A 26,965-nucleotide genomic window follows, 5' to 3' on the forward strand; every position below is an offset into this window, starting at 1 on the left:
CTCGTCCACGGTGCCCAGCGTGGGATCGTGGCGCTGAACCGGCCGGCATTGCCTCATTCTTGGGATGTGCGGAATCAGGACCGCCCGTTCGTCGGGCGGCAGGACGAGCTGACGCTGCTGCGTTCATGTTCCCGGACGGCGGCGGAGGGCCGGGGCCAAGTCGTGCTGGTGACCGGCCCCGCCGGTATCGGCAAGACCCGGCTGGTCGAGGAGGCGTTGCGGCCGGACGCGCCGCCGGACGCCCGGGCACAGGCCGGTCCGGCGGGCGCGCCGGCGCGGGTGCCGGTCGGCCGTGGCTACTGCCCGGCCGACCATGCCGCGCCCGCGCTGTGGCCCTGGCAGCAGGCGCTGCGCGCCCTCGCCCGCCACAGCGGCCGGCCCGCGGGATTCACCGCCGCGCTGGATCTGCTCGAGAGCGCCGGCACTCGCCACGCGCCCGACGACGCGGCGAGCGCCGCCGCGATGCGGTTCGCCGCCCTCGCCGGGGCCGCCGACGCGGTGCTGAGCGCCGCCGCCGAACCGCTGGTGATCGTGCTGGAGGACCTGCACTGGGCCGACACGAACAGCGTCGAGCTGCTGCGGCAGGTCGCCGGCGGAATCGTCGACAGCCGCCTCCTGCTGATCACGACGCTACGCGCCCTGCCGGATGAGGCGGGCGACGCCGCGCGTGAGCTGTCCAGGCTGGACAGTGTCCAGCCCGTGCCGTTGCGTCCGCTGACAACCGCCGCGGTCCGCGACTACCTCGCCTCGCTCGGCCCTCTGGCCTCCTCCACCGCGCGGGCCGAGGAGGTCGCGCGCCGCAGCGGCGGGCTGCCCCTCCTGCTCGACGCCGCGGCCCGCGACGCCGGTGCCCCTGGGACGGTCGCGATACGTGATCTCGTCGAGGCGCTGCTGGCTCAGCTACCGGAGCCCGCCCGGCGCGTCGCCCAGGTCGCCGCGCTGCTGCGCGAGGCGACGGACGCCGAACTCGTCGGCCAGGTCGCCGGTGTCGACGGGTCGACGGCCGCCCGGGCACTGGACGCCGCGTACCGGGCCGGCCTGCTGACCCGGACGGCCTCGCCGGCCGGCGCCGAGGCGCGGGGATTCGAGTTTGCCCACGGGCTGCTGGCCGACGGGCTGGCGGACCTCCTCGGCGCGGCGGAGCGGCGCGAGATCCACCGGCGGGCCGCCGTCGCGTTGCAGGCGCGGCCGTCAACGGTTCCCGGGCTCGCCGCCGAGGTCGCCGGCCACTGGCGCCGGGCCGGCCGCGACGAGGAGGCGCGGCGGCGCGCGGCCCAGTGGGCCAGGCGGGCCGCCGCCGAGTCGGTCAGGGCATTGGCCTACGACGACGCGGCGACGCACCTGCTCGCCGCGGTGGAGGCGGCGCGACAGGCCGGCGCCGGCGACCCGGAACTCGCGGAGACGACGCTGGAGCTGGCCCGCGCCTACTACCTGGCCGGAGCGTTGGCCGAGGCGCTCCGGCATTGCGAACAGGCCGCCGAGGCGGCCCAGCGGGCGGGCCGGGGCGACCTGATGGCCGCGGCGGCGCTGGTGGTGCGTTGGGTGAACTTCCCGCTGGTCACCGAGGCGGTTCCCCGGCTGTGCCGGATGGCGCTCGCCACGCCGCAGCCGCCGGCGGTACGGGCCCAGTTGCTGTCCCAGCTCGCGGCGATCCTGAGCGAGACCGCGTCGGGAGAGGCGGCCCGCCAGCACGTCGACGACGCGTTGGAGCTCGCGCGGGCGAGCGGCGACGCCCAGGCGCTGCTGGACGCGGCCCGCGCCCGCGAGATGCTGCTGACCGGTCCGGACGACGCCCAGGAGCGGCTGCGGCTGGCCGCGACCGCCATCGAGCAGGCCGAGCGGCTCGGCCAGCCGCTGTCCGCCCTGTTCGGGCAGCAGTGGCGGATCCGGGCCGCCTACCAGCTCGGCCGCCTCGACCTCGTGGACGAGTCGATGGCCGCCGTCGCGGCGCTGGCGGACCGCAGCGGCCTCCCGCTGGCGAGCTGGCACCGGCTGCGCGGCGTGGCGGCCCGAGCCGTGCTCGAGGGAAGGTTCGCCACCGCGAGATCGGCCAACCTCGAGGCGCACCGGCTGGGCTCGCGGGCCGGAGACGCCCAGGCGGCCGGCCTGAGCCACGCCTTCGCCGCCTATCTGGCCATGCTGCGCGCGGACACCTCCGAGCTGGCGGACGACTTCTGGCCGGCGTTGGAGGCAGTCCCGCCCTCCCCGCTGATGACGGCCTTCCGGGCCAACCTCCTCCTGCTCGACGGACGCCGCGAGGAAGCCATGGCCTGGTATGAGCGCCTGCGCTGGCTGCTCGACGACCCGGTGGTCGATGTCCGCTGGGGCGGCGTCCTGGTGCTGCTGATCGACCTGGTCGAGGCCTTCGGGGACCCTCCGGCCGCCGAGGCCCTCGCCACCCACCTGAAGCCTTACGCCGCCTACCCCGGGGCGATCGGAATGCCCACGGTCTTCTTCACCGGCTCCGTGCAGGGCCTGTACGGACGCGCGCTGAGCCACGCGGGGCAGCCGCGCGAGGCCGAGTCGGCCCTGCGGGAGGCGATCGCGCGGGACACCGCGCTCGGCGCGCGCCCCCACGTCGTGCTGGGCCGGCTGGCCCTCGCCGACGTGCTGCGCCGTCTCGAGGAGCCCGAGGCCGCGGCGACGCTGGCGGTCGCGGCGGCGGCCGAGGCGCGCCGGCTGGACATGCCCGGCCCGCTGGCCCGCGCCGACCGGCTGCTCGCGGACCTGGCGGCCGCCCGCCGAGCCACCGACCCGCTGACCCCGCGGGAGCACGAGGTGGCCGCCCTCGTCGTCCAGGCCCTGCCCAACCGGGAGATCGCGGCGCGGCTGGTCCTCAGCGAACGCACCGTCGAGAGCCACGTCCGCTCCATCCTCGCCAAGCTCGGCTGCGTCAACCGGACCGAGCTCGTCGCGCGTTGGCGGCCCTGACACCAGCCTCGCGGGAGCAGGCTCTTCCACCGGGGACGGCCTGCCGTTCCGGCCCGGACCGTTCATGACGCCAGGGCGGGCTGACACCAGACCGGGCGGCGCCGCCGTGTGCCTCGGCCGCCGTGTGCCCCGCCAGCGTGTGTCTCCGCCAGCGTGTGCCTCGGTCAGCCGGTCGGACGCGTGGCTGCCTCAGATTCCTGCCTGAGGATACGAGTCCGCCTGACGGTCCGTTCACGGCCACGATGACGGCGCCCCGCGCCGCGACCCGGATTCAGTGCTCGATTGCGTACTCATACTGAGGCCGGCGCGCCGAGGTCGCACCAATGTGGCGGTATGAACCTGACGGCGGCTGTCCCGCCAATCTTTGCCCCGGCACGGCGGCCGGATGGGTTGGCGCCGAGATCGGGCTGATTCCGGTGACGAACACCGCGGACGCCGGCAATACGTAGGCCCGATACGTAGTTCGGCGGATGCCCGCTCCACACGGCGACGGCCATGATCCTCCCGAACGCCGCGCCCCGTCCCCGTGTGACCCTCGCGAGGTCATGGGCGGCGGCAGGAAAGACCGAAGCTCCGAAGAAATCCAGATCCGACGCCCCGCTGCCCCACCAGTTCAGGAGCGCACCCCTGATGTCTCCCATCGCCCGCCGCCGCGGCGCGACCGCCGTGCTCACCGCCGTGCTCAGCGCCGTGGCCCTCGCCGCGGCCACCGCCTGCTCCTCGGCCTCCGGCGAGCCGGACACCGCCACGACCGCCAGCCCGGCCGCCACGACCGCGGCCGGAGGCGACGTGCAGGCCGCCTGCACCGCGGAAATCGCGCTCAACGCCCTCGAGTTCCCGGGGTCCGACCCCGGGGCCCCGGCCCCGACCGCCCGCAAGCTCCAGGACTTCGCGGCGGACGCCGAGCCGCTGGCCGCCACGCTGCGCGCGAACGTCCCCGCCGAGCTGATCAACGAGGTCGATGTCCTGGACTCCGTGCTGGCCACCGCCAGGCGGGGTCAACCCATCGACTACGAAGGCAGTGGGCTCTTCGCCGCGGGCCAGGTCGTCGACGCCTGGATGGCCGACAACTGCGGCTACCCCACGCTCGCCGTGACCAACGACGCCGGGACACTCACCGGCCTGCCGGCGTCCGTTCCCGCCGGGCCAGTCTCCATCACGTTCGCCAACCAGGGTGAGCCCGCGAAGGCTGGCTTCGTCCTGCTGTTCGCCAAGGTCAAGGACGGGGCCACCGCGACCGCGGCCGGCCTCGCGGACGGGACCACCGACCTGGAGTCGAGCACCGACATCATCTCCGCGGTTCAGCCACAGGGTCGCTCGCCCGGCTATGGCCTGGCGGACCTGCCCGCCGGGCGCTACCTCGTCGTCAGCCCGCTCGGCAGCCCGCCGGACTTCGCCGGAGGCTTCGCCGCCGTCGAGTTCGACGTCCGCTGAGCCGACGCCGTCACCACCGATCCCACCCGAAGGAGACCCCATGCCTACCCGCACCACGGGCCGCTACCTCGCCGTGGCCTGCCTGGTCATCGTCGCCGTCTGCTATGGAATGTCGATAGCGGTCCACCCGGCGCCTGCCGGCGGTGACTCCGACCTCGACGCCGTCGAGAAGTTCGCCGCCCACCCCGGACGGACGGACGCCCTGCTCGTCCTCAACCTCGGCGCCCTGCTCTTCCCCGTCGCGATCGTCCTCATCGCCTTGCTGGCCCGGCCCGGCGCCCGGGCGCTGTCCACCTGGGCCGGCTGGCTGGGAACGATGGTCGGCGCGGCGACCGGCATGGTGGTGGCCACCGACGCCGTGTACGCCGCCGCCGCGCGCGCCGCCGACCGCCAGGCCGCCGTCGACCTTCTGGACGCCTTCTTCGAGCCGCCAGTCATGATCGTCTACCTGGTCGTCGGTCTGGCGGGCGGCCTGGCGGCCTTCGTCCTGCTCGCGATCGCGCTGATCCGCGCGAAGGTCGTCGCCTGGCCGTTCGCGGTCGCGCTCCCCGTCGGCTACCTCGTGGGCGGACCGTTCGGGGCACCCGTCACCGGCGTCATCTCCACCGTCCTGCTCCTCGTCGGCTTCGGCGCCTGCGCCGCGCGCATCCTGCGCGCCGGCCTCCCCGACCCGACCGCGCCCACGGCGACGCCGGGCGCGCAACCCGCCGCCAGCACGGCTTCCCTCGGCGCGTCCGTCAGCGGCTAGCCCCGGCCGGCAGACGGGTGCGCCCCGGCCACAAGAAGCCGGACCCGGCGACGGGGCGGGCTTTCACGCCTGGTCCAGGTAAACCCCGGGAAAGCGATCCGCGTCACCGGGTGTCGTTTCTCACCAAACTCGAAGGAGGCGCGACATGGCGCCGGAACAGCTTCAGGAAGAATCCGAGGGAAACCCAGGGGCTTTGCTGAACGGTGTGGACCACGTGGCGGTCCTCACGCGGGACACCGAGCGGCTGCACGCCTTCTATCGCGAGGTGTTCGACGCCACCGTCCGCTATGAGGTCCCCGGGCCTGGCGGAGGCCGGATCTCCTTCCTCCAGGTCGGCCCGACCACCGGACTTAACATCTACGAGATACCCGGCAACACGGAGGCTGGGCGTCAGACACCGATGTTCGGCCGCGGCCGTCTCGATCATCTGGGCCTGCGGGCCGCCTCGCCCCAGGCGTTCGGCGTCATCCGGGAACGGCTCGTCGCCCGTGGAGCCTCCGACGGCTTCGTCACCGACTTCGGTCCGACCCTCAGCCTGTTCTTCCGTGACCCCGACGGGCTCGAGGCCGAGGTCTGCGTCCCGAACCCGGCGGGCCGGCCGGGCGTCCACAACCCTCCCGGCACACCGGCGTCCGGCTATCAGCCGTGAGCTCGCTCCGTCGCGAACACGAGCCCGGGCCGAGGCTTGTTCCGACGACGATGACCTCGCCGATGGCCTCGTCGATGGCTGAGCCGACGCGGAAGGCGTCACCACCCGGGCCGGGGTCGGGCCGTCGTCGTGATGTCGGCTTGGGTCCCGGCGGCGCGGCGGTCGACGTGGGCCTCAGGGCCCCGGAGGCTGGTGCCGGGTGGAGACCCAGGTCGCGATCTGGGTTCGCGAGGAGAAGCCGAGCCTGGTCAGGATGTGCTGGACGTGGGTCTGCGCCGTGCGCTCGGAGATGAACAGCTTCGCGGCGATCTGCCGGTTCGTCAGGCCCCCTGCGACCAGCTCGGCGACCTCGGCCTCCCGGGGCGACAGCGGGCTGGCGGCCGGCGGCCGGGCGTCCGCCGCCCTGGGCATGGCGGCGAGCAGGTCGCGGGCCCGGCTTGCCCAGGGGTCCATGCCGAGCTGGCCGGCGGCCTGCTCTGCCTCGTCGAGGAGCTGGCGGGCTCGGTCGAGGTCGCCAGGATGGGCCCGGCGGGTCAGGGCGGCGGCGAGCTCGCACGCGGTCTCGACGGCGAAGCCGGCCGCGCCCGCGGCGCGGCAGTAGGCGAGAGCGGCGTCGAGGTCCACGACGGCGTCGTCGAGCCGGCCGAGGAAGGCGGCGGACTGGCCCAGGTGCAGCTCCACAGGACCCAGGTAGTTGGCCGTCCCAGCGCCCCCGACGGCGAACCGCCCGCGCTCGGCGAGCAGCGGGTCGTAGAGGCGTTCGACGTCGGGCCGCCGGCCGAGCGCGACCGCGACCCGCGAACCAAGGACCCGGATCGGCACCCGCCAGTAGGGCGCCGGCGGCGGCCAGCTGTCCACTGGCCCGGCGCGCAGGTAGACGGCGAGGGCGTCCTCCCGCCGGCCGGCGAGGACGAGCTGGTACGCCGTCCCGAGGTGACCGCGAAAGGGCGCATTTCGGGCCTCGCCCCGGGCAGGGGTCAGATAGGTCGGTAGGTCCGGCGGCTGGCTGGCGGCCACCCGTTCGTGGCCAACGTGCGCGGCGACCACAACCAGCAGCGCGGAGTACACGCCGAACGCGGTCGGGTGGTTGGCTGCCGGGAGCGTTTCGTACGCTACGCGGCTGACCTCGAGTGCCTCGTCGTAACGGCCCAACGCGCCAGCGAGCGCCGCGCGCGTGACGAGCAGGTGCCAGCGGGCGATCGGCCCGCCGACCTGGTCAACGCACCAGCCGAGCCGGGGCAGCTCGGCCGTGACGGCCGCCAGGTCGCCGCGCTCCCAGAAGGTGTCGATCCGCCACAGCCGGCCCCACATCTCCTCCCGGGGGCGGCGCAGCGCGCGCCCGATCTCGGTCATCCGGTCGGCGATCCCGCCGCGCTCGTCCACATGTTCCGGGCCGCTGCGGCACAGCTGGCGCGACCTCAGCGCCGCGATCACCACGATGGGATCGTCGACGCCGTCGGCGAGGGCCAGCGCCTCGCGGCTGGCCTCCTCCGCCGCGGCGCTGTCGTTCAGGTACACGGAGGCCTCGGCCGACCTGGCGAGCAGGCGCGCCCTGCGGGCGAGGTCAGCCGGGTCGAGCCCGGCGAGCGCCTCGTCACACCACCGGCGCACCTCCAGGTCCCAGGTCATCGTGCCGACGGGCTCGACACCGAGGGCGGCCTCGGCGATCAGGTCCGCGCGGCCGATCCGGCGGGCCAGCGCGATGGCCTCCGTGGTCGTCGCCCGGCACAGCTCCATGTCCCTGGCCCGCCAGCGGGCGCCGGCTAGGCCGATCAGCAGGTCGCACCGCAGCCGCTGGTCGATCGTCGGCCCACCCGCGTCAAGCGCGACCTGGTAGAGCCGGGCGCTCTCCTCGTACGCGAGCGAGCGCAGGGCCGCGGCCGCCGCCCGCCGCGCCCAGGCCACCGCCGGCGCCGGGTCATCGAGCGCGGCCGCGGCCCAGTGCCGCGCGATGTCCGCCAGCCGGTCGTCGATCTGCTCGGCGTAGACGCGCTCGAGCGCCTCGGCCGCGGACCGGTGCAGCCGCACCCGCTCCTGGGCGGGCGTGTCGGCCTCGATCGCCTCGCACACCAGCGCGTGGGCGAATCGCCAGTCCCCTGGAGTGTCAGCGGCGACCACCAGGCCCGCGCCCGCGGCCTCCTCCAGCGGAGGCAGGCAGCCCAGCGGTGACGTCGCGACCATCGCCGCGATCGTCGCCACGGAGAACTGCTCTCCCAGCACCGCGGCCGCCCCCAGCATCCGGCGGGCCGGCTCGGACAGGCCGGCCGCGCGCTGCCCCACCACGTCGACGAGTGAGGCCGGCAGCCGCCGGCCGGACAGGGTCACGTCCGTCGTCAGCATCCGGGCCAGTTCCCGGACGAAGAACGGGTTGCCACTGGTCCGCCGGTGCACGTCACTCGCCACGTCGTCGGCCACGGCCGCGCCGGTGACGGCCCGGACCAGGTGGGCGGTCTCGGCCTCGTCCAGCCCGGCCAGCGGCACCTGCATGGTCACCGGCTCCCGGCCCAGGTCCGGGAGAACGCCGCGCCACGCCGCCGCGTCACCGGCGCCCACGGTCCGGTAGGTGACCAGGACGAGCAGCCGGGCGCCCCGCAGCTCGCGGGCCAGGTAGCGCAACAGCAGGAGCGAGGGTTCGTCCGCCCACTGCGCGTCCTCGACCACCAGCAGCAGGCCGCGACGCTCGGCGAGCGCGAACACCCGGCGGACGACGGCGTCGAACAGCGCGAACCGATCCGCCTCCGAGTACGCCTCGATCATCGTCGGCAGATCGGGCGGGCCGCTCCCCTCCCCCGCCAAGTCGGAACGCAACAACTGCCTCCACAACCAGAAAGGAGGGGTACCGACGCCTTCGTGCGCCCGCGCCCATCGGGTGAGCGCGCCGGCCGCCGCCGCCAGGTCGGCCGCCTCCGTGGCCAGCCGGGTCTTGCCGATGCCCGGCTCACCCCCGCACAGCACCAGCGCGGGAGCCCCACCGAAGGCCGCGTCAAGCCAGCCGGACATGGCGACCCGCTCGCGCCGGCGGCCCACCAGCCCCGGTTCCCCCACCCTCGCTCCTCTCCAGGACGTCACGAGCATTCCGGCCGAGAATGCGGCCGACAGCGCGGCTCGTCGGGTCCGCCTCCGCTCCAAGTCTGCCGCCCGCGCGCTTTCCCGAGAGCCGAGGTCGCCGGACCGGTCGATCAGGGCATGACGAACAGCCGGACCGCGGTGCGCGCCGGCGGCGAGTTCGCCGGCGAGGCGGCCCGTCGCCACGGGTACGGCGTCGCGTCGCGGCCGCCCGGCGGACATGCAGTGCTCGGTTCCGTACTCGTACTGAGGTCGAGACCGCCAGGTCACGCGAGGGTGACCGCATGGAGCTGAAGGCAGCCGTCCAGGCGATGTTCGCCCCGGCGCGTCACCCCGGACGGGTCGGCGCCGAAATCGAGCTGATTCCGGTGACGGACGGCGCGCGGCCACGGCCGGTGGATCCCGCCGTTCTGGCGGCCGCGTTCGACCCGTCCTTCGTGCGCGAGGCCGTCCCGACATTCGAGCCGGGCGGGCAGCTGGAGCTGAGCCCGGCGCCCCGGCCGACGGTCGGCGCGCTCGTCCACGACGTCCGGCGGCTGGTGGCGCGGGCCGAGGCCATCGCGGCGCGTAACGGAATCCGCCTCGTCGCCGCCGGCACCAACCCGTACCACTGTTGCCACGAGGTGCCGCTTCGCGTGGCGTCGCCGCGTTACCTCGCCATGCAGCGGCTGTTCGACGCGACCGGGCCTGATGGCCGTCGCATGATGCGCCTCACCGCCTCGCTGCAGGTCACCGTCGACCTGCGCGCGGGCCAGGCCGGACGCGAGCAGTGGCTCGTCGCCAATCTCGCGGGCCCGCCACTTGCCGCCGCCTTCGCCAACTCGCCGACGCTGGACGGCCGGCCCGCCGGTATCAGGGGCGCGCGCACCCGGATCTGGCAGGGCGTCGACCTCACGCGGACCGGTTACGACGGCCGCCACCTGGACCCCGTGGACCCGGTGGGCGCGTATGGCGCTTTCGCCAGCGCGGCGGCGCGGCTGCCGATCCGGGAGACGGCCGACCCGGCCTGTCACCTGTCGACGCTCTTCCCGCCGGTACGCCCGCGAGGCGGCTATCTCGAGGTGCGCTATCTCGACGCGCAGCCGATCGAACGGGCGGGTGTGGCGATCGCGACCATCGCGGCGCTGCTCCATGACCCGCGGGCCCGGCGAGACGCGCTCGACCTGCTCCTGCCGCGCATCGGAGATCAGGCGCGGGCGTGGGACGAGGCGGCGGCCGGCCACTCGCCCGAGTCCGCCGACCTCCTCTCGATCGCCCACGCGGCCGAGCCGGCGCTCGGGGGCGCGGCGGCCACGCTCACCGAAGCGGCCTCGCTCACCGGAGCGGCGTCATGAAGATCGTGTTCGTCGCCGATCCACTCGAGGCTCTCGACCCGTCGACCGACACCAGCGTCGGCCTCATGCACGCGGCGCAGGACCGGGGCGCGCAGGTGTGGGTCACCGAAGCGCGCCTGCTCGAAGCCGTGGACGGCCGGGCCCGCGCACTGGCCCGCCGGCTATTGCTCGCCCCGTCCCGGCCAGGCGGCGGTCACCGGTGGACGGTCGCCGAGGCCTGGTACACCGCCCGCGAGTCGCGGCACCTCTGGCTCGACGACGCGGCCGCCGTCTTCATGCGCACCGAGCCGCCGCTCGACGCGACGTTCCTCACCGCGACCATGATCCTGGATCTGGTCGACCCGGCCGGGACCGTCATGGTCAACGACCCGCGCGGCCTGCGGGCCTGCGGCGAGCACGTCCTGCCGCTGCACTTCCCCGACCTGGTCCCGCCGACCATCGTCACCGCCGACCCGCGCGCCATCCGGTCGTTCCTCGCCGAGCACGCCGCGATCGTGGTCAAGCCGGTGGACGGCTTCGGCGGCCGGGGCGTCCTGCGGCTGCGCCGCGACGACCCCAACCTCGCGTCCCTGCTGGAGATGTCCACTCATGACGGCCGCCAGGCCGTCGTAGCGCAGCGGTATCTGCCCGAGGTCTCGGCCGGCAACAAGCGGATCTTCGTGGTGGCGGGGGAACCGGTGGGCGCGGTCTACCGCTACCCGGAGGCCGGCGACTTCCGGATCGGCGCCCCGGCCGCGCAGGCGCCGATCACCGGCCGCGACCGTGAGATCTGCTCACGGCTCGCGCCGGACCTTCGCCTCCACGGCATCCATCTCGCCGGGCTGGACGTGATCGGACCCCACCTCATCGAGGTGAACGTCACCAGCGTTGGCGCGCTGCGAAAGGCCGACGCCCTGCTCGGCTGGACCCTCTGCGCCGACCTCGTCGACAGCGTGCTGGGCACGCGCGAACAAAGGGGAGTCGCATGACCACCGCGATCATCTGCACGGCGATCCTGGGCGCGATGGTGTTCGCCCTCGGGTTCAACGTCTCCCGGCTGCGGGGCGCGACCGCGAAAGCCGGCGGCTCACAGTTGCCAACCGACCCGACGAGCCCGCTTTTCATCGCGGTCCGGTCGCACGCCAACCAGGCCGAGTACGTGCCGACCCTGATCGTCCTGTTCCTGCTCGTCGGCGCCCGCGGCCCGGCCGCCGTGGCCATTCCACTGATCGTCGGCGCCACGGTCGTGCGGGTGCTGCACGCCTACAACATGCTCACCCACAAGGGCCACGGGCGCCCCACACCGATTCATCTGTTCTCCGCGATCGGTACCTATGTCTTCGGCGTCGCCCTCGCCGTCGCGGCTCTTTTCACCCTCTGATGGCCGGACCGTCCGTGCTGCTCCCGCTGCGCTCGTCCCCATTCCGGCGCTACCTGCTCGGCCAGCTGGTGTCGGTGCCCTGTTCCTGGGCACAGGTGGTCGCGCTCGCCTGGGTGGTGGTGGAGCTCGCCCCGGCGGCCATGGGCTGGGTGGTGGCCCTGCAGTTCCTGCCCAGCCTGCTGCTCGGACCGTGGTTCGGAGCGATCGCCGACCGGTACGACCGCCGCTGGCTGCTGATGGCCGCCGAGGCCGGGCTCGGCCTGACGGCGCTGGCGTACGCCGCCGTCTCCCTCACGGGCGGCCTGACGCTGCCGGTCGTCTGTCTGCTCAGCGCGCTCTGGGGTGTGATCAACGCGCTGGACACGCCGGCCCGGCGGGCCCTGGTGCCGATGCTGGTGCCGCCGGCCCAGGCACCGGGCGCGGCGGCGCTGAGCGGAACCGTCATGTTGATCGGCATGACGGCCGGGTCCGGACTCGGCGCGCTGATGGTGACCCAGGTCGGCGTCACCGCCACGTTCACGCTGAACGCGGCGTCCTTCCTGGCCGACGTCGCGCTGCTCGCCACGATCCGGGTCGGACCCTCACCCCGGCTGGCGAGGGCGCCTCGGCAGATCCGCGACGGCTTCCGCTATCTGTGGCACACGCCTCGCCTCCGCACGCCGTTGCTCGCCCTGTCCGTGGTCGCCACCTTCGCCTTCACCTTCCAGGTCAGCGTGCCGATCTTCATGCGGGCTTCCTTCGACGGCGGGGCCTCCCTCATCGGCACCGCCTTCACGGTGTCGATGGCGGGCAGCCTCGTCGGCACCCTGGTCGCCGCCGCCCGGGGCCTGCCCGGCCGGCACACCGTGGCGCGGGCGAACCTGGTCATGGCGACCGCGATGATCGTGACGGCGGCGGCTCCGACGGTGCTGGTCGCGCTCATCAGCCTCACGGTCGCCGGCGTCGCGTGGTCGTTCCTCCTCATGTCCGTGATCGCCCTGCTGCAGACCGCCGAGCCCGCGATGATGGGCCGGGTCATGTCGCTGTTCGCGCTCGTCCTGCTAGGCGGCACCGCCCTCGGCGGGCCGATCGCCTCGGCCCTCGCCGCGGCCGCGGGAGTGCGCGCGCCCTTCGCCCTGGGAGCACTGGCCGCCGCGGTGGCGGTGGCCATCGCCTGGCCAGGCGCCGTCAGACCGGCCGACCGTTCCAGCCGGCACGTGACGACCGCCGACGCCGGCTAGGACGCCCCGGTACGGCACCCGGCACCGCGCGGCTGGATCCGTGGGCCGAGGAGCCGCCAGCCGCCGCCCGGCCGCGTCGGGCGGCGGCGCGGGGCGATGTCAGCCAGGCCAGATGCGGGCCGATGTCAGCCGAGCCAGGCGCGGGCGTTCTGGAAGAGGCGCGACCAGGGGCCGAGCTCGCCGTCCCCGCCGGCGGCGCCGGCGCCCACCGGGAGCCAGGAACGCTGCTGGGTGAGGAAGGCCCGCTCAGGGTGCGGCATCATGATCGTGACGCGGCCGTCGTCGGACGTGACGGCGGCGACCGCGCCCTGGGTACCGTTCGGGTTCGCCGGGTAGTCCTGCGTCGGCTTGCCGTGGTTGTCGACGTAGCGGGCCGCCACCGCGCCGGGGCCCTGGCCGAACTCCATCCGGCCCTCGGCGTGCGCGACCGGCACGGCGAGCACCGAGCCCTCCATCCCGGCGAGCAGGACCGACGGCGACGCCTCGATGAGCACGCTCGACACCCGCGCCTCGAACCGCTCGGACAGGTTCGGCAGCAGCGTGGGCCACCCGGTCGCGCCTTCGATCAGCGAGCCGAGGCCCGCGACCAGCTGGCAGCCGTTGCAGATCCCGAGTGTCAGCGTGTCCGGCCGGTGGAAGAACGCCCTGAACGCGGCGGCGAGATCCGGGTGCGCCAGGATCGACTTCGCCCAGCCGGCGCCGGCGCCGAGCACGTCTCCGTAGGAGAAGCCCCCGCAGGCGGCGAGCAGGTTGAACGCGTCCAGCGAGACCCTGCCCGCGAGCAGGTCCGTCATGTGGACGTCGACGGCGTCGAAGCCGGCCGCGTCGAACGCGGCCGCCATCTCGACCTGGCCGTTGACCCCCTCGTCGCGCAGCACCGCGACCCGCGGCCGGCGCGGGTACGACCGCCGGTCGAGCGTGAACGTGACCCGTTCGCCGATCCCCGGGTCCTCGTCGTCGAGGATCGCGGCGAACTCCGCGTCGGCCGTGTCGGGATTGTCGCGCAGCCGCTGGATGAGGTAGCTCGTCGTCGCCCAGGTCCGCTCCAGGTCGGCGCGGCCGGCCTCGTGGACGACCTCGCCGCCGTGGCGCAGCACGACCCGCTGCCGCGTGGTCGGCCGGCCGAGCACGTGGACGTTCTCCTCGCCGACCGCCGCCGCGAGGGCCGCGGTCACCCGGGTGACGGCGGCGTCGGCGACCTGCAGGACGGCGCCCAGCTCCTCGGTGAACAGCTTGCCGAGCAGCGTCCCGGGCAGTCCGGTGAGGTCGACGTCGACGCCGGCCCGGCCGGCGAACGCCATCTCCGCCAGCGTCGCGAACAGGCCGCCGTCGGAGCGGTCGTGGTAGGCGAGCACGTCGGGGTCGGCGACCAGCGGGCGCGTCGCGGCGAAGAACGCCGCGAGCGTCGCCGCGTCGGCGTCGGGGACGGCCGCTCCCGGCCGCCCGTACGCCTGGGCCAGCGCGGAGCCACCCAGCCTGGCCTGGCCGCCGGACAGGTCGACGAGGATCAGCGTGCTCGCCTCGTCGCGGGCGAGCCGCGGCGTGAGCACCCGGGACACGTCGGCGACCGGCGCCGCCGCCGTGACGATCAGCGACACCGGCGAGGTGACCGCGTGGTCGCCCGCGTCGTCCGACCAGACGGTGCGCATGCTGGTCGAGTCCTTGCCGACCGGGATCGGCACGCCGAGCGCCGGGCAGAACTCCTCCCCCAGCGCCTGGACCGCGTCGAACAGCGCGGCCTGCTCGCCGTCGACCTGGACGGCCGCCATCCAGTTGGCCGACAGCGCCACCTTCGACAGGTCGGCGACGGCCGCGCAGGCCAGGTTCGTGACGGCCTCGCCGACCGCCATCCGCGCCGCCGCCGGCGCGCTGACCGTGGCCAGCGGGGTGCGCTCACCCATCGCCAGTGCCTCGCCGGTACGGCTGCCGTAGGCCGACGCGGTGACGGCGACGTCGCTGACGGGGACCTGCCACGGCCCGACCAGCTGGTCGCGCACCGTGTGGCCGCCGACGGTCCGGTCACCGATCGTGATCAGGAACTTCTTGCTGCCGACGGCCGGCATCCGCAGCACCCGCGTGGCGGCCTCGGCGAGCTCGATGCCGGACTCGTCGAAGCCGGCGACCGGCACCGCGCCGCGCCGGGCGTGGCGGGTCTGCCGGGAGGCCTCGCCGAACAGCAGCGACATCGGGACGTCGACCGGCGCGCGGCCGAGCGCACGGTCGAACAGCCGGTCGCGCACGACGAGCCGCGCTTCCTCGGTGACCGTCCCGACGACGGCGAACGGGCAGCGCTCCCGTTCACAGAGCTCGCGGAACAGGTCCAGGTCCGCGGCGGCGATGCCGAGCACGTAGCGCTCCTGCGCCTCGTTGCACCAGATCTCCAGGCTCGACATGCCGGTGTCGGCGTTCGGCAGGTCCCGCAGCTCGAAGACGGCGCCCCGGCCGGCGTCGTGCACCAGCTCGGGCAGCGCGTTCGACCAGCCGCCGGCGCCGACGTCGTGGATCGAGATGATCGGGTTGGCGTCGTCCCGCGCCCAGCAGGCGTTGATGACCTCCTGCGCGCGCCGCTGCATCTCGGCGTTGCCGCGCTGCACGGAGGCGAAGTCGAGGTCCTCGTCGCCGGCGCCGGTCTGCATGCTCGACGCCGCGCCGCCGCCCAGGCCGATCAGCATCGCCGGGCCACCCAGGACGACGACCAGGTCACCCGGTTCCAGCCGCCGCTTGCTCACCAGCGCCGCGCGGACGTTGCCGGCACCGCCCGCGATCATGATCGGCTTGTGGTAGCCCCAGCGCCCATCGGCCGGGCCGCCGTCGGCCTCGTAGGCGCGGAAGTAGCCGACGAGGTTCGGCCGGCCGAACTCGTTGTTGTAGCCGGAGGCACCGAGCGGCGCCTCGATCATGATGTCCAGCGGGGAGGAGATCCGGTTCGGGCGGTGCTCCGGGCCTTCCCACGGGGAACCCTCGTCGCCGGGGATGCGCAGGTGCGAGACCGTGTAGCCGGAAAGGCCCATCTTGGGCGTCGCGCCGCGGCCGGTGGCGCCCTCGTCGCGGATCTCGCCGCCCACGCCGGTCGCGGAGCCCGGGCCGGGGGCGATCGCGGTCGGGTGGTTGTGGGTCTCGACCTTCACCAGGATGTGGGCCGGCTCGCTGTGGCGCCGGTACTCGCGGGTGCGCGGGTCCGGGAAGAACCACGACGCCACGTCGCCGCGCAGCACGGCGGAGTTGTCGGAGTAGGCCGACAGGACGTTCTCGCCGGACCTCGCGCACGTGTTCTTGATCATCGAGAAGAGGCTCCGCTCGCGCGGCTCCCCGTCGATCACCCAGTCGGCGTTGAAGACCTTGTGCCGGCAGTGCTCGCTGTTGACCTGCGCGAACATCATCAGCTCGACGTCGGTCGGGTTGCGCCCGAGCCGGCCATACTGCTCCGCCAGGTAGGTCATGTCCGCAGGACTGAGCGCGAGGCCGAGCGCGCGGTTGGCCTCCGCCAGCGCGTCGACGCCCGCGCCGAGCAGGTCCACGTCGGCCTGCGGCCGGGCCTGCCCCGCGGCGAACAGCGCGTCCGCGGCGGCGACCGAGCCGGCGACGATCTCGGTCATCCGGTCGTGCAGCGGCGCGGCGACCGTCTTCTCGTCGATCGGGCCGGTGGCGGTCAGATAGTAAATGGTGCCCCGCTCGATCCGGCGGACGGTCGTGAGTCCCGCGGAGGCGGCGATGTCGGACGCCTTCGACGACCAGGGTGAGATCGTGCCCGGCCGGGGCAGCACGACCAGCGTCCAACCGGACCGCTCGCCGTCGAACGGCTCGCCGTAGGTGAGCAGGCCACGCAGGCGGTCCTCGTCGTCCTGGGCGAGCTCGCCGTCGAGGTCGACGAAGTGGATGTACTCGGCGGCCACGTCCGTGACGCTCGGCTCCACCGCCCGCAGCCGGGCCAGCAGCCGCCGACGGCCCGGACCGGTGAGCGCGGCTATGTCTCCGTAGGTCTTCAATGTCCGCCGTTCGTCGCAGGGTTGCCCGGTGTCAGGGTTGCCCAGCGCCAGGGTTGTCGCCCGGCGCCGGGGTCGCCCGGTGCGCCTGTTATCCGGTATGCCGCCCGCGGCGTCGCGGACGGCCCGCGGCCGACCATCCTACCCAGCGCGCCCTCCCACCCTCCCGCCTTGATCGCGAGTCGCGTGAGACCTGCGCCAACCCGGCGAGATCCCGCCAACGGTCTGGTCGCGTCCGCGATCCGTCGAGGAGATAGCCCCGCACCCGCCGCCAGGCGTCGGCCTCGGTCGGGTAGGACGGCGGATCCCCAACCGCCCCCTACCATCGGCTTGCGATTTTTTCGATTAGACGTAACCTGAGGTCATGGTCGCCATGATTCGCGAGAGAACCGTGCTGCCGCCCACGGATGATTCCGATCTTGCCCGGTTCGCCCGCCGGCTGGCCCGCGTGGAGGAGCCCGCGCGGGCACGGCTCGTCGGCCCGGACGGCTCGGACATGGACATCCCCGATGAGCTCTACGGCGTGCTGCGCGACGTCGTGACGGCGTTGTCGCAGGGGCTGGCGATCACGATTGCCCCGCACAACACCATGCTCACCACCCAGGAAGCCGCCGACCTGCTCAACATCTCCAGGCCTACCCTCGTCCGGCTGCTAACCGACGGCGAGATCTCCTACACGATGCGCGGTCGCCACCGCCGCGTCATGCTCCGCGACATCCTCGACTACCGCGATCGCACCCGCCGCGAACGCCGTCAGGCCCTCAACCAGATGGCCACCGACGCCGAGGAGGATGATCTCTACAACCTGACCGCCACACCAAAACACACCCGGTGAGAGAAGACGGCCGTGACCCTGCCAGCACTACTCGACACCTGCGTGCTCTACCCGGCCTACCTCTGCGACACCCTGCTCCGCCTCGCCGAGGCCGACGCCTACCGGCCCCTGTGGTCGGCCGACATCCTCGACGAGCTGCGGCGCAACGTCATCGACGCCGGGCTCCCCGCTGAGCGTGTCGACCGGCGCATCGGCAACATGCGCCGCTACTTTCCCGACGCGGCTGTGACCGGTTATGAGCACCTCGTCGACGGGATGACCAACGATCCCAAGGACCGCCACGTCCTGGCCGCCGCCGTCCGCGCCAAAGCAGAGATCATCGTCACCTTCAACCTCCGAGACTTCCCTGAGCCCGCGCTCAAGCCGTACGACGTCGTCGCCATCCATCCCGACGACTTCCTCCTCGACCAACTGGACCTCCACCCCGCTCTCACCGTCGAGGTCCTCGAAGACCAGGCAGCCTCGTACCGCCGCGAGCCCACCACCATCGCCGGCCTGCTCCCTCTCCTCGAACGCACCGGCCTTCCCCGCTTCGCCGCCGAGGTACATCGACACCTTCGGTAGGGCCCGGCCTCGCGACGCCACCAGTCGTCACTTCGGTAGCCAGCAACCTGTCACTTCGAGTAATCAGCCAGATCGCCTGACGGCACCAGTGTGGCAACGAGGACTCGAACTCCGAAGTCGCCGGCTGTTGGATCCGCTCCGAGCGTCTCGTTGGACGAGGAGAGGCGGGAATTCCTTAACACGACGTCACTTCAGGGTGCCGTCGGTGATCAAGGACTGGAGGAGGCGGCGGTTGAGCTTGCCGGAGGGGAGGGTGGGGATCTGGGCGCTGGTGGCGAGGATCCAGCGGGTGGGGACCTTGTAGCTGGAGAGCTGCTCGCGGGCGCGGGAGGCCAGGGACTCCAGGTCGAGGCCGCCGGCGGCGACGACGACGGCGCAGACCTCCTCGCCGCGGGAGGGATGCTCGAGGCCGAGGACGACGCACTGGGCGACGTCGTCGAACGACTCGACGACGGCCTGGACCTCGAGCGGGGACACGTTGGCGCCGGCGGCCTTGATCAGTTCGGTGGCGCGGCCCACGTAGAACAGCCGCGGGTCGCCGGCCAGGCGGTAGACGCGGTCGCCGGTGTGGTACCAGCCATCGGCGTCGAAGACGTCGGCGCGCTCGCGCTTGTTGTAGCCGGCCATCGCGCCCACCCCGCGGATGAGCAGCTCGCCGGTCTCCCCGGCCGGCACCGGGTTACCGGCCTCGTCGACGATGGCGATGTCGGTGAAGGCGAAGCCGCCGCCGCTCTCGGTGAGGCTGCGGTGGATGGGGAAGCTGTCGGGAACGTCCTTCATCGCGAGGTCGAGCGGGCCGTCGGTGAGCATCGGGGCGCTGGACAGGTCCCGGCTCGGGAACGTCGGGTGCTCGCGCAGCTGCTGGGTGAAGGCCGGCCAGCCGACGACGCCGTTCGCCCGTTCGCGCTCGGCCAGGTCCAGCCCGCCGCCGGCCTCCAGCCGGGGGAGGACGAGCAGCGTGGCCGGCTCGTGCAGGGCGCCCGTCGCGGCGAGGATGCCGCCGATCCAGAAGAACGGCATGGCGCACAGGATCCGGGGCGCCATACCGGTGCCCGCGATCGAGCGGACGGCCGCCGGCCAGGTCGACGTCTGGCGGACGATGGTGCCGTGGGTGTGCAGCACACCCTTCGGGTCGGCCGTCGAGCCGGAAGTGTGGATCATGATGGCCAGATCGGCCGGCGTGACCTCGTTCTCGACGGCGGCGAGCACCTCCGGGGGCACCAGGCCGGCGCCTTCCCCGTCCTGGCCGGGCACGTCGTCCTCGCCGGGCACGTCCCAGCTGGTCGCCCAGGGGCGGTCGGATGGGCCAGTGAGCGCGACGCGACGCAGGTAGGGCGCCGCCGGCAGCGCGAGCCGGCCGGCCCGCTGGCCCGCGAGGCCGCCGAGAGCGGCTTCGAGCCGCTCGGCGACGTCGATCCTGAGCACCCTGGTGGGGGCGACCAGCAGGCCGACGTCCGCGAGCCTGAGCACCTTGCCGATCTCGGCCGGGGCGTAGAGCGTGGACAGCGGCACGGCCAGCGCGCCGATCCGGGAGACGGCCAGCCACCAGGTGATCCACTCGGTGTCGTTCGTGAAGAACAGGCCGACCCGCGCGCCCTTGCCCACCCCGGCGCCCAGCAGCCGCCGGGCGGCGACCGCCGAGCGGCGCTCGGCCTCGGCATAGGTGAGCCGGTCGGTCGGCGTCACCACGTACTCGTGCTCTGCGCGCTCCCGCGCCGCGCGCAGCAGCAGCCCGCCGATCGTCAGCGGCTGGGGGTCTGCGGACATTCGGCCACCCTCCGTCACACGCGGCCGGACACCCGGCGCCGGCCGGGCCACGCTCACCGCCCGCCAGCGAATCACAGCCGCTCTCCCGCCGCAGGCGATACGGACCGGGCTGACCGCCCCCTCGGACGGAGATCGACGGCGCCGCCGCCAGCACGGCTCTGGCCTGGTCCAGTCCGGTCCGGCCCGCGCGTCTCCTGAGGCCCAGCCAGGCTCCAGGAGATTCACGATCTCGCCCTCTTCAGCACTTTGCGCATCCGGCTGGCCACTCGCATGGCCACTAACTCGCCCTCTCAAACGTGACGTCGGACATAGGGTGAGCGACTGAGCCACTGTGGGGCAGCAGAAGATGCGCAAGGTGAACGCTCTGCTTCATCTTTCGATACGGAGAGTGCTTGCCAGCGAGCCGGAGCCCGACCTAGGTTGATGCCACCTCGGTCGGACGAAAGAAGCCGGCCGGGTGAATCGCCGGGGACGACGCCGAGTTCTGCCCACGTCCCCGGTCCATGTCCTCTCACCATCGCGAGGCAGAAGCGGAGGAACCCATCCGGGTTCCGCCGGGCGAATGCCTGCCGGCGTTCCCCGGGTAACCCAGGCCAGCCGGCCTGGGTCATGCGCGCTCATTCGCCGAGGTGGCGCGGCAAGGCACGGCAGCCGCATCACCGGAGGTTCACGCCCCATCACCGAGCGCCATTCCGTAGGCACAGCGGGAAAGTTTCTTCTTGTCCATCCGACGCAACCGCAAGAGCAGCCTCCGCCGCCGGGTCGCCGCGATCGCGACCGCGGGCGCCCTCGCCACCACCGGTGGTCTGATGGCTGCCTCTCCGGCTAGCGCCGCCACGGTCTCCGACCGGACCATCGCCAACGCGGCGAAGAACGCCGGTCTGTCCGGCTGCCGCGGCGTCTCCACCGCGACCTGGGTCGCCATCGCGCTCGCCGAGTCGAACGGCAACACCCATGCCCGGGCCACCGGCATCGAGGACTCGCGCGGCCTGTGGCAGGTCAACCTCTGGGCCCACGGCGACTGGGTCGGCAAGCGCAACCTGTACGACATCAGCACCAACGCCTGGGCCGCCAAGAAGGTCTGCCAGATGCAGGGCCCGAAGGCCTGGTCGACCTACACCAACGGCGCCTACAAGAAGTTCCTCAGCCGCGGCCACGCCGTCGGCGGCTGACCCACGCCGACCGGCGACTGACAGAACCGCGAGGCCTCCCCGGATTCCCGGGGAGGCCTCGTCGCCGTCTCGCCGGGCGGCCTGACGGCCGAGGCGCGGTCTTTGGATCACGAGTTGGCGGTTCCTCCTCCGGGCCCGCTCCGGGCCCGCGGCAGGTGTCCGCTCCGTGGTCGTGAGCCACGAGCGCGGATACGCGGTGTGACACGGATCGCGGTAAGCGTCGGCGCCCCGGGCCACGCGCTGGCCGGTGGCCGACACCGTTCCCGCGGGGCCCCACCGCCATGGCATGATCGGCATCCGGTGGGCGGCTGGCGCAGGTCTGCTACGGGGAGCATCCATGGACGGGTGGATTGGCTTCTTCGACGCCGACGCGGAAGTGGACGCGGCGGCGCGCGACGTGCACGGCGCGACGGCCGCCGCGACGCCCACCGGCGAGATCGTGCTGGTGCTGCGGCAGGTCGGGAACGAGTTCCAGATCGCGCGCCGGTTCGGCTACTGGGATCCGGCATACGACAAGCCGTTCATCGTGCCCAGGGATCCGGCGGCGTTCCGCACCGACCTGGCGTCGATCCCGCCGATGTTCGCCTGGCTCGTGCCCGGCCTCGGCTCGCACCTGCCGGCGGTGCTGCTGCACGACGGGCTCATCGTGACCGACGGCGAGGCGGCGACCCACGACGGCCCGTCGGTCACCCGGGAGGAGGCGGACCGGATCTTCCGGGACGCCATGAAGCATCTGGGGACGCCGTTCGTCCGCCGCTGGCTGATCTGGACGGCGGTCGCGCTGGCGACCATGTGGGTCGCGCCGCGGCGGCGCGCGTGGTGGCGGGCGCTGATGGTGCTCACCGGCACGGTGGTGGTCGGGCTGGGTGGCCTCGCCACGCTGGACCTGCTCGACGTCTGGGACGTCCTGCCCTGGATGGGCGACCGGCCGTGGTGGGCCGAGCTCGGGCTGGGCGCGGCGTGCGCGGTCGGGGTCCCGGCCGCGCTGGCGGCCGGCTGGGGACGACGCTGGCGGATCGCGGCGATCACCGGGGTCGCCGTGGCACTGCTGCTGCATGTGACGCTCGCCGTGGTCGCCGCCACCGGGATCTACTGGGTTCTCGAGCGGATCGCCTCCGCGCGCGAGAATCTGCTCCCCAACGTCGCCAAGAACCTGGAAAACGCGGCGCGCGAGGCGGCCGAGGCTCCCGCTGTCCCCGCCGAGCCCGCCACCGCTCCTCCGGGTTCCGCCGCTGTTCTCGCCGGTCCCGTCGCTGTTCCCGCCGGTTCCGAGCCGGCCCTGGCGCCCTCCACGGCCGCGCCGCCCGGCTGAGCCCGCCGGCCGCGGTAATGCGCGCCGACAGGAACGGAAACAAACCGGAGCCGGAGAGATCCCAGTTCAGAGGATGGGCGAGGAGCGACGCGCGGCGCGGTGCGAGTTCGTGTTGGCCGAGGTGAACACGGAGCCCGCCTTCGGCGTGTCCGGCCGCTGGTCCGCGTCCGGACGCGCCGAAGGCGCGAACGCGCCGCCGGAGTCGGCCAGGCCGCCGAAAGCGGCGAAGATGATGAGCGCCAGCACGGAGAAGGCGAGCACGCACACGAAGAAGGTGAGCGCGATCGGATCGGCGCCGCTGACTGGCGACACGTTCTCGGTGACCGGGACCGTGGTCGCGGCCATCCCGGTGTAGTGCATTCCGCACACCGCGGCGGCCATCACGACCGACGCCACGACGACATGCGCGCCGGTGCGCACCCGAAAAAGGATCCAGAACGCGGCGGTCGCGGCCACGACGGCGATCGCGATCGACGCGCCGACCAGCAGCGGGTCGTAGCGGACGGTGCTGCCCACCCGCATCGCCGCCATGCCGGTGTAGTGCATCGCGCCGACCCCGAGACCGGCCAGGGCGCCGCTGAAGACAAGCCGCGGCCGGCTGCCCGGGTCATTTCCGACGATCTTCATACCGACAGCCGAGACGCCGATGGCGAGCAGCAGCGAGAAGGCGGTCAGCGGGAGGTCGTAGGCGATTTTCCGGTCGGCGACGTGGTAGCCGAGCATCCCCATGAAGTGCATGGCCCAGATGGCGCCGCCGCCGAGGGAGACGGCCGACGCGGCAACCCAGAGCCGGCGGCTCCCGCCGCTGGCGCGCGGAATTCGGATGGCGCTGACCAACGCCGCGAACGAGCCGACGAGCGCAAGCCCCAGGGAGAGGGCCACGAACAGGACGTCGTGATGCGCGTGTTCATGCGCCATCTCCGCTGTGATCACCATTCTCCCATCTCAGGACTCACCGGCAGGCAATAGGTAGCACGGAACGAGCTAAAAAGACAAATTATGCCCGAACAGATCATCCAGCACGATAGCAATCAGTTACCGCGTAACGGTCATCGATCCGATCCGCCCATCGCCCCGATCGTCACGAGCCTGACCGCGAGTAGCCAATCCCGAGAACCTGCCACGGCGAGTGCGATCGATGTTGCGTCGACAACCGGGCTGGTCAGCACCAGCCTCGCCACCCATCCCTCAAAGGCGGCACTCGGTGTCGCGGGGCATCCGGCCCGCACGATGATCCACTTCTCGGCCTCATTCTTGACGCTGAGTTCTTGACCTCAAGCGAGCTTCAGCTATGACGATCGCCGCATGACCTCACACCCCGTAGCACTGATCACTGGCGGCTCGCGCGGGCTGGGCCTCGCGTTGGCCCGCGCGCTGGCCGAACGCGGCTGGCGGGTCGTCGTCGACGGCCGGGACGCGGCGCGGCTGGCCGCCGCGGCCGCGGCGACCCCATCCCTTCTCCCGGTCGCCGGGGACGTCACCGACCCGGACCACCGGCGGGCACTCGCCGACGCGGCGGCGGACCTCGGCCGTCTGGACCTGTTCGTCGCCAATGCCAGCGAACTCGGCCCGAGCCCGCTGCCCCGGCTGGCCGACGCGCCACTCGACGCGGTGCGCGCCGTGTACGAGACGAACGTGATCGCGCCGCTGGCGCTGCTCCAACTCCTGCTCCCGCCGCTGCGCGCGAGCGGCGGCACGGTGCTCACGATCAGCTCGGACGCCGCGGTCGAGGCCTACGCCGGCTGGGGCGTGTATGGGCCGTCGAAGGCCGCGCTCGACCATCTCACGGCCGTTCTCGCCACCGAGGAGCCCAGTGTGCGCGCGTACGCCCTCGATCCCGGTGACATGCGGACCGAGATGCACCAGCGAGCGTTCCCCGGCGAGGACATCTCCGACCGGCCTCCGCCCGAGCAGGTCGTGCCGGCGATCCTGCGGCTGCTCGACCTGCGCCTCGACGGGGGCCGCCACCGCGCCGCCGACCTCGCGACGGCGGCGGCCCAGGAGACCGCGGGGACCGCGCGATGAGCGCCGTCGCGTTCGAACTGCCGGCCGACCTGTCAGCCTCGGCGCCGCCGGAGCGCCGCGATGGCGTACGCCTGCTCGTGGCGCGCCCGGACGGCGTCCGGCACGCCCGGTTCACCGACCTCGGCAAGCACCTGGCGCCCGGCGACCTGGTGGTCGTCAACACCTCCGGCGCGCTCCCGGCGGCCGTGGACGGCACGCGTGCCGATGGGAGCCTCCCCGCCGACGGGCCTGGCGGGTCCGACGGGCCCGGCGGCGACGACGGCGACCCGGCGGTGGTCGTCCACTTCGCGACCGCCCTCGACGACGGCGACTGGGTCGTGGAGGTCCGGGCCGCGGGCGCGACCGCCACGGGCCCCGTCGCCAACCTGCGGCCGGGCGAACGGATCTGGCTGCCGCATGGCGTCCGGCTGACGGTCCGCGAGCCGTTTCCCGCCGGGCAGCGCCGGCTGTGGCGGGCGAGCGTGCCGGTCGACGGCGGGGTCGTGCCGTATCTGTGGCACGTGGGAAGGCCGATCCGCTACGCGTACGTGCCCGAGTCACAGCCGATCGAGGCGTACCGCACCGTGTTCGGCCGCGACCCCGGCAGCGCGGAGATGCCCAGCGCCGGGCGGCCGTTCTCCACGGACCTGGTGACCGACCTGGTCACGCGCGGCGTCCTCGTCGCGCCGGTTCTGCTGCACACCGGCGTCTCGTCGCAGGAGCCGGGCGAGCCGCCGCAGGCGGAACGCTTCCACGTGGGCGCCGCCACCGCGCGGCTGGTGAACGCGACCCGCCGCTGGGGCGGCCGGGTGGTCGCGGTCGGCACGACCGTCACCCGCGCCCTGGAGTCGGCCGCCGGCCCGGACGGGACGGTGTGGCCCGTCTCGGGCTGGACCGACCTCGTCCTCGGCCCGGACCGCCCCGCCCGCGTCGTCACCGGGCTCATCACCGGTTGGCATGCCCCCGGCGCCTCCCACCTCGACCTTCTCGAGGCCGTCGCCGGCCAGGACCTCGTCGCCACCGCCTACCGCGAGGCCGTGCGCGAGCGCTACCTCTGGCACGAGTTCGGCGACAGCTGCCTCCTGCTGCCCTGAGACTCCGCGGCTCACGCGACGGGCATCCCGATAGTGGACCCAGTCCACTATTTGTTAGCCTCAGTCCATGACGACGATCACCGAACCCGGTGCCGACCGGCCCGGTGGCGCGGCCGAGCGCGTCGCCGCGTTACGCCGGTTCGACCGCTTCTACACGGACGCCGTGGGTGTGCTGCGCGGCGGGCTGCTCGACACCCCGTACAACCTGACCGAGGCGCGCGTCCTCTACGAGCTGGCCCAGCGCGACGGCGGCTCGGCCGCCGAGCTGCGCCGCGAGCTGGACGTGGACGCCAGCTACCTCAGCCGCATCCTGCGCCGGTTCGCCGCCGACGGCCTCACCGAGACGGCACCCTCGGCGCGGGACGGCCGACGTCGCGACATCCGGCTGAGCGCGCGCGGCCGGGCGGCGTTCGCCGAGCTGGACCGGCGTTCCGAACAGCGCGCCCATGGTTTCCTGGACGCGCTCGGCGAGGCCGACCAGCTTCGCCTGCTGGGCGCCATGCGGACCGTCCAGGACGTCCTGGGCGGCCGCCGCCGGACCGACCTCGTCGTGATCCGGGCACCGCGCCCCGGCGACCTGGGCTGGGTGATCCGCGCCAACGCCGAGATCTACGCCGAGGAGTTCGGCTGGGACGCCAGCTACGAGGCGCTCGTCGCCAGAATCGTGAGCGACTACGCCGCCGGGGCCGACCCCCGGCGCGAGGCCGCCTGGATCGCCGAGCTCGACGGCGAGCCGGCCGGCTGTGTCTTCTGCGTCCGGCACGCCGAGGACACCGCCCAGCTACGCCTTCTCCTGGTGGACCCGGCCGCCCGCGGCCTCGGCATCGGCGCGCGCCTGGTCGACGAATGCCTCCGCTTCGCCCGCCAGGCCGGCTACCGCCGGATGCGCCTGTGGACGAACAGCGTCCTCACCGACGCCCGTCGCCTCTACGAACGCGCCGGATTCACCCTCACCGCCTCGGAACCCCACCGGTCCTTCGGCCACGACCTCGTCGGCCAGATCTGGGAGATCACGCTCTGAGCCGGCGCGCGGCCGGCCGCGCGCCGGATCCGGCCGGCGCCTCCGGACAGCCGGCGGCTGGCCGCCGGCCCGTTGGGCACCCGCGGCCTTGACCGGCGCGCCGACACCGCGATCCGGACCGTGGGACGGCACCGGTCCGGACAGCGGCTATAGCGGTTGTCGCGGTTGTCGCGGTTCAGGAAAGGCGACCAGGCGCCGTCGACCGGATCAGATCCGGTAGAGCTTCGCCGCGTTCTCGCCCATGACCTTGCGCTGGGTCTCGGGACGCAGGGTGGAGATCTTCTCGCTCACCATCCCGATGGGGTCCGGGTGCAGGCTGGTCGGGTGCGGGAAGTCCGTCTCGAACATGATGTTGTCCTCGCCGACCTGGTCGACGAGGTGCTGCAGGTGCCCACGGCCGGTCTCGAACCAGAAGGTCGCGTACCAGTTGTCGCGGAAGTACTCCGAGGGGAGCTTCTGGAGCTTCTTGGC

Annotated in this window: 21 protein-coding genes; 16 read left to right on the top strand and 5 right to left on the bottom strand. The window is 73.5% G+C overall.

Features of this window, described 5'->3' with window-relative positions; translation table 11 throughout:
• Positions 1-66: 66 nt before the first annotated feature.
• From I6A81_RS34480 to I6A81_RS34495, 4 genes are all read left to right on the top strand, one after another.
• Entirely contained in the window at positions 67-2,931 is a 2,865-nt protein-coding gene (locus I6A81_RS34480) for an ATP-binding protein (RefSeq protein WP_203001733.1), read from the top strand.
• Between the two features lie 630 nt (positions 2,932-3,561).
• A complete protein-coding gene (locus I6A81_RS34485) occupies positions 3,562-4,365 on the top strand; it encodes a hypothetical protein (RefSeq protein ID WP_203001734.1) in 804 nt (267 codons plus the stop codon).
• A gap of 40 nt (positions 4,366-4,405) precedes the next feature.
• Positions 4,406-5,113 (top strand): hypothetical protein, encoded by a 708-nt coding sequence (locus tag I6A81_RS34490; RefSeq protein ID WP_203001735.1) that lies wholly within the window; start codon positions 4,406-4,408, stop codon positions 5,111-5,113.
• A gap of 145 nt (positions 5,114-5,258) precedes the next feature.
• Positions 5,259-5,762: a VOC family protein gene (locus I6A81_RS34495; RefSeq protein ID WP_203001736.1), complete on the top strand. Its 504-nt coding sequence runs from the start codon at positions 5,259-5,261 to the stop codon at positions 5,760-5,762.
• A 174-nt stretch (positions 5,763-5,936) separates the two neighbouring features.
• Here I6A81_RS34495 and I6A81_RS34500 read toward each other — a convergent pair whose 3' ends face one another.
• Positions 5,937-8,807 carry a helix-turn-helix transcriptional regulator gene (locus I6A81_RS34500; RefSeq protein ID WP_203001737.1) on the bottom strand — a complete coding sequence of 957 codons (2,871 nt, stop codon included), beginning with the start codon at positions 8,805-8,807 and terminating at the stop codon, positions 5,937-5,939.
• Between the two features lie 305 nt (positions 8,808-9,112).
• On the opposite strand from I6A81_RS34500, the gene I6A81_RS34505 reads away from it, so the two are divergent.
• Genes I6A81_RS34505 through I6A81_RS34520 form a run of 4 tightly spaced genes read left to right on the top strand, consistent with a single transcriptional unit; the run spans position 9,113 to position 12,742 of the window.
• Entirely contained in the window at positions 9,113-10,162 is a 1,050-nt protein-coding gene (locus I6A81_RS34505) for a glutamate-cysteine ligase family protein (protein ID WP_203001738.1), read from the top strand.
• Positions 10,159-11,130, top strand: coding sequence for a glutathione synthase (gene gshB / locus I6A81_RS34510; protein ID WP_203001739.1), 972 nt, complete (start codon positions 10,159-10,161; stop codon positions 11,128-11,130). The genes I6A81_RS34505 and gshB overlap by 4 nt, the downstream gene beginning before the upstream one ends.
• Entirely contained in the window at positions 11,127-11,522 is a 396-nt protein-coding gene (locus I6A81_RS34515; protein WP_203001740.1) for an MAPEG family protein, read from the top strand. Before gshB ends, I6A81_RS34515 begins: the two co-directional genes overlap by 4 nt.
• Positions 11,522-12,742 carry an MFS transporter gene (locus I6A81_RS34520; RefSeq protein WP_203001741.1) on the top strand — a complete coding sequence of 407 codons (1,221 nt, stop codon included), beginning with the start codon at positions 11,522-11,524 and terminating at the stop codon, positions 12,740-12,742. The genes I6A81_RS34515 and I6A81_RS34520 overlap by 1 nt, the downstream gene beginning before the upstream one ends.
• 125 nt (positions 12,743-12,867) lie before the next feature.
• Here I6A81_RS34520 and purL read toward each other — a convergent pair whose 3' ends face one another.
• On the bottom strand, positions 12,868-16,728 hold the full coding sequence (gene purL / locus I6A81_RS34525) for a phosphoribosylformylglycinamidine synthase (RefSeq protein WP_203001742.1): 3,861 nt from the start codon (positions 16,726-16,728) through the stop codon (positions 12,868-12,870).
• 361 nt (positions 16,729-17,089) lie between these two features.
• Between purL and I6A81_RS34530 the strand changes: the two genes are divergently transcribed.
• Both I6A81_RS34530 and I6A81_RS34535 read left to right on the top strand, forming a co-directional pair.
• The gene (locus tag I6A81_RS34530) at positions 17,090-17,560 is read left to right on the top strand and encodes a helix-turn-helix domain-containing protein (protein ID WP_203001743.1); all 471 of its coding nucleotides are present in this window, start codon (positions 17,090-17,092) and stop codon (positions 17,558-17,560) included.
• A 12-nt stretch (positions 17,561-17,572) separates the two neighbouring features.
• Complete coding sequence (locus I6A81_RS34535) at positions 17,573-18,124, top strand: PIN domain-containing protein (protein WP_203001744.1); 552 nt, start codon at positions 17,573-17,575, stop codon at positions 18,122-18,124.
• A gap of 186 nt (positions 18,125-18,310) precedes the next feature.
• Here I6A81_RS34535 and I6A81_RS34540 read toward each other — a convergent pair whose 3' ends face one another.
• On the bottom strand, positions 18,311-19,891 hold the full coding sequence (locus I6A81_RS34540) for a class I adenylate-forming enzyme family protein (protein ID WP_203001745.1): 1,581 nt from the start codon (positions 19,889-19,891) through the stop codon (positions 18,311-18,313).
• Positions 19,892-20,610: 719 nt separating this feature from the next.
• Between I6A81_RS34540 and I6A81_RS34545 the strand changes: the two genes are divergently transcribed.
• Both I6A81_RS34545 and I6A81_RS34550 read left to right on the top strand, forming a co-directional pair.
• Positions 20,611-21,063, top strand: coding sequence for a transglycosylase (locus tag I6A81_RS34545; RefSeq protein ID WP_203001746.1), 453 nt, complete (start codon positions 20,611-20,613; stop codon positions 21,061-21,063).
• Positions 21,064-21,400: 337 nt separating this feature from the next.
• Positions 21,401-22,375, top strand: coding sequence for a DUF1353 domain-containing protein (locus tag I6A81_RS34550; RefSeq protein ID WP_203001747.1), 975 nt, complete (start codon positions 21,401-21,403; stop codon positions 22,373-22,375).
• 66 nt (positions 22,376-22,441) lie between these two features.
• On the opposite strand, the gene I6A81_RS34555 is transcribed toward I6A81_RS34550, so the two are convergent.
• On the bottom strand, positions 22,442-23,311 hold the full coding sequence (locus tag I6A81_RS34555) for an MHYT domain-containing protein (RefSeq protein WP_203001748.1): 870 nt from the start codon (positions 23,309-23,311) through the stop codon (positions 22,442-22,444).
• A 63-nt stretch (positions 23,312-23,374) separates the two neighbouring features.
• Between I6A81_RS34555 and I6A81_RS34560 the strand changes: the two genes are divergently transcribed.
• From I6A81_RS34560 to I6A81_RS34575, 4 genes are all read left to right on the top strand, one after another.
• Positions 23,375-23,647 (top strand): hypothetical protein, encoded by a 273-nt coding sequence (locus I6A81_RS34560; protein ID WP_203001749.1) that lies wholly within the window; start codon positions 23,375-23,377, stop codon positions 23,645-23,647.
• 33 nt (positions 23,648-23,680) lie between these two features.
• Positions 23,681-24,400 (top strand): SDR family NAD(P)-dependent oxidoreductase, encoded by a 720-nt coding sequence (locus I6A81_RS34565; protein ID WP_203001750.1) that lies wholly within the window; start codon positions 23,681-23,683, stop codon positions 24,398-24,400.
• Entirely contained in the window at positions 24,397-25,473 is a 1,077-nt protein-coding gene (locus I6A81_RS34570) for an S-adenosylmethionine:tRNA ribosyltransferase-isomerase (RefSeq protein WP_203001751.1), read from the top strand. The genes I6A81_RS34565 and I6A81_RS34570 overlap by 4 nt, the downstream gene beginning before the upstream one ends.
• A 67-nt stretch (positions 25,474-25,540) precedes the next feature.
• Positions 25,541-26,494, top strand: coding sequence for a bifunctional helix-turn-helix transcriptional regulator/GNAT family N-acetyltransferase (locus I6A81_RS34575; RefSeq protein ID WP_203001752.1), 954 nt, complete (start codon positions 25,541-25,543; stop codon positions 26,492-26,494).
• A gap of 207 nt (positions 26,495-26,701) precedes the next feature.
• On the opposite strand, the gene I6A81_RS34580 is transcribed toward I6A81_RS34575, so the two are convergent.
• Positions 26,702-26,965 (bottom strand): amidohydrolase family protein (locus I6A81_RS34580; protein ID WP_203010414.1); only part of this gene is annotated, 264 nt, incomplete at its 5' end.

Origin of the sequence: Frankia nepalensis (assembly GCF_016786325.1) — a bacterium.
GTDB lineage: Bacteria > Actinomycetota > Actinomycetes > Frankiales > Frankiaceae > Pseudofrankia > Pseudofrankia nepalensis.